The 3,486-nt window shown below is 66.1% G+C and carries 2 protein-coding genes; both read left to right on the plus strand.

Going from position 1 to position 3,486, the window contains the following annotated elements:
* Window positions 1-228: 228 nt before the first annotated feature.
* The gene (locus ACFVIM_RS34025; RefSeq protein ID WP_384309935.1) at window positions 229-837 is read left to right on the plus strand and encodes a CDP-alcohol phosphatidyltransferase family protein; all 609 of its coding nucleotides are present in this window, start codon (window positions 229-231) and stop codon (window positions 835-837) included.
* Window positions 838-949: 112 nt separating this feature from the next.
* Window positions 950-3,445 (plus strand): sugar phosphate nucleotidyltransferase, encoded by a 2,496-nt coding sequence (locus tag ACFVIM_RS34030; RefSeq protein WP_384309938.1) that lies wholly within the window; start codon window positions 950-952, stop codon window positions 3,443-3,445.
* The last annotated feature ends 41 nt before the right edge of the window (window positions 3,446-3,486 follow it).

The raw sequence follows: 3,486 nt of genomic DNA on the forward strand, positions 1-3,486 counted from the left end.
TGCAGGGGGGACCCTGTGGGAGAGTAGGACGCCGCCGAACTAATATTGAGAGAGGGCCCTGTACCGGGATATCTGGTACAGGGCCCTTTCGCATGCCCGAAAACAGGGGCGGTAGTGCGGCACAGGAGCGGGCGGGGAGTGGGCCCTCCGTACCCCTGTGCCGGGGATCTTCCCGGCTGACGGTAGGGTCAGGGGGCAACATCGGAACGTTCTGCAGGAGGCTCTCGGGTGGAGGTCCAGGAGACCCGTGTTCAGACCGACCGGGTGCTCACCATCCCCAACATCCTCAGCATGGCGCGTCTCGCAGGTGTGCCGCTCTTTCTCTGGCTGATTCTCCGACCCGAGTTCGGTGGGCCCAAGAGTGATGGCTGGGCGCTGCTCGTCCTCATGCTCAGCGGTATCAGTGACTACCTGGATGGCAAGCTCGCCCGGCGCTGGAACCAGATCAGCAAACTCGGCCGCCTGCTCGACCCGGCGGCCGACCGTTTGTACATTCTGTCCACTCTGGTAGGTCTTACCTGGCGCGAGATCCTGCCGCTGTGGCTCACCGCCGCGCTTTTGGCGCGGGAACTGATGCTGCTGGTGATGGTGGGAATCCTCCGGCGCCATGGCTATCCTCCGCCGCAGGTGAACTTCCTGGGCAAGGCGGCCACCTTCAACCTCATGTACGCGTTCCCGTTGCTGCTCCTGAGTGACGGGTCAGGGTGGCTTGCGTCACTCGCCGCCATTTTCGGATGGGCGTTCGCAGGATGGGGTACAACTCTGTATTGGTGGGCAGGGATCCTCTACGTGGTCCAGGTCCGCCGACTCGTCAAGGCGGACGCAGTGGCCGATTGACCTCGTCGATGTGGGGTGGCGCTCTATGCCATCGCCACGCTTGACGCCAAAAGGGCCTCTTTGGGCGAGCGAAGTCGGCTGACCGTCGTCTCTCAAGGAGGACGCTTCCGACATGAAGGCCGTCGTGATGGCCGGTGGCGAAGGAACCCGACTTCGCCCCATGACTTCCAGCATGCCCAAGCCACTGCTCCCGGTCGCCAACAGGCCGATCATGGAGCATGTGCTGCGGCTGCTGAAGCGGCATGGGCTCAACGAGACCGTCGTCACCGTACAGTTCCTCGCCTCGCTGGTGAAGAACTACTTCGGTGACGGTGAAGAGCTCGGAATGGAGCTCACCTATGCCAATGAGGAGAAGCCGCTCGGCACCGCGGGCAGTGTGAAGAATGCTGAGGAAGCGCTGAAAGATGATGCGTTCCTCGTGATCTCGGGTGATGCTCTCACCGACTTCGACCTCTCCGATCTCATCTCCTTTCACAAGGAGAAGGGCGCTCTGGTCACAGTCTGTCTGACCCGGGTTCCCAATCCCCTCGAATTCGGCATCACCATTGTCGACGAGGAGGGCCAGGTCGAGCGTTTCCTGGAGAAACCGACCTGGGGCCAGGTCTTCTCGGACACCGTGAACACGGGCATCTATGTGATGGAGCCCGAGGTATTCGACTATGTCGAGCCCGATGTGCCCGTCGACTGGTCGGGTGATGTGTTCCCACAGCTCATGAAGGAAGGCAAGCCGATCTTCGGTTATGTCGCCGAGGGCTACTGGGAGGACGTCGGCACCCATGAGAGCTATGTGAAGGCCCAGGCCGATGTCCTGGAGGGCAAGGTCGACGTCGACATCGACGGGTTCGAGATCTCCCCCGGGGTGTGGGTGGCGGAAGGAGCGGACGTTCACCCGGACGCCGTGCTGCGCGGTCCCCTCTACATCGGCGACTACGCCAAGGTCGAGGCCGGCGCGGAACTGCGCGAGCACACCGTGGTGGGGTCGAACGTGGTCGTCAAGAGCGGTGCGTTCCTTCACCGGGCGGTGGTCCACGACAACGTGTATGTCGGCGAGCACTCCAATCTGCGTGGCTGTGTGATCGGCAAGAACACCGACATCATGCGGGCCGCGCGGATCGAGGACGGCGCGGTCATCGGGGATGAGTGTCTCGTCGGTGAGGAATCGATTGTTCAGGGCAATGTGCGGGTCTACCCCTTCAAGACCATCGAGGCGGGAGCCTTCGTCAACACCTCGGTCATCTGGGAGTCACGGGGGCAGGCCCATCTCTTCGGCACCCGGGGCGTCTCCGGGATTCTCAATGTGGAGATCACCCCTGAGCTGGCGGTCCGGCTGGCCGGTGCCTACGCCACCACGCTGAAGAAGGGGTCCACGGTCACCACCGCGCGGGACCACTCCCGTGGCGCGCGAGCGCTGAAGCGGGCCGTGATCTCCGCGCTCCAGGCCAGCGCCATCGACGTACGCGACCTGGAGAACGTACCCCTGCCGGTGGCACGGCAGCAGACGGCCCGTGGCAGTGCCGGGGGCATCATGATCCGTACCACTCCGGGTGTGCCGGACTCGGTCGACATCATGTTCTTCGACGAGCGCGGTGCCGATCTCTCCCAGGCGGGACAGCGCAAGCTCGACCGGGTGTACGCCCGGCAGGAGTACCGGCGGGCGTTCCCGGGCGAGATCGGGGATCTGCACTTCCCGGCGAGCGTCTTCGACTCGTACACGGGATCCCTGCTGAGGAACGTCGACACCACCGGTATCGCGGAGTCCGGTCTGAAGGTGGTCGTGGACGCCTCCAACGGCAGCGCGGGGCTGGTGCTGCCGAGCCTGCTGGGCCGGCTGGGCGTGGACGCGCTCACCATCAACCCCGGGCTCGACGAGGCACGGCCGACCGAGTCCGCTGAGACGCGCCGGGCGGGTCTGGTGCGGCTCGGGGAGATCGTGGCGTCCGCGCGGGCCGCGTTCGGGGTGCGGTTCGACCCCGTCGGCGAGCGCTTGTCGTTGGTGGACGAGCGGGGCCGGATCGTGGAGGACGACCGGGCGCTGCTGGTGCTGCTGGACCTGGTCGCCGCGGAACGGCGCAGCGGACGGGTGGCGCTGCCGGTGACGACGACGAGGATCGCCGAGCAGGTGGCCGCGTACCACGGTACGCAGGTGGAGTGGACGACGACCTCGCCCGACGATCTGACCCGGGTGGGGCGCGAGGAGAGCACCATCTTCGGTGGTGACGGGCGCGGTGGTTTCATCGTGCCGGAGTTCAGCAGTGTCTTCGACGGTACGGCGGCGCTGGTGCGGCTGGTCGGGCTGGTGGCCCGTACCCAGCTCACGCTGAGCCAGATCGACGCGCGGATCCCGAGGGCGCACGTCCTCAGGCGCGATCTGGCGACCCCGTGGGCGGTCAAGGGTCTGGTGATGCGCCGGGTCGTCGAGGCGGCCGGTGAGCGGCATGTGGACACCACCGACGGGGTGCGGGTGGTGGAGACGGACGGCCGCTGGGTGATGGTGCTGCCTGACCCGTCGGAGGCGGTGACACATCTGTGGGCCGAGGGGCCTGACGATGCCTCGGCCCAGTCGCTGCTGGACGAGTGGGCGGCCGTGGTGGAGAGCGCGGGGCACTGAGGTGGCGCCCTGGTGCCGGGAGCCGTTGGACGGTTCCCGGC

This window comes from Streptomyces sp. NPDC057638 (assembly GCF_042800315.1).
Classification (GTDB): domain Bacteria; phylum Actinomycetota; class Actinomycetes; order Streptomycetales; family Streptomycetaceae; genus Streptomyces.

Bases quoted from the DNA above. Each gene is read 5' to 3' on its own strand.
- ACFVIM_RS34030 (WP_384309938.1), top strand. From the start codon at position 950: ATGAAGGCCGTCGTGATGGCCGGTGGCGAAGGAACCCGACTTCGCCCC.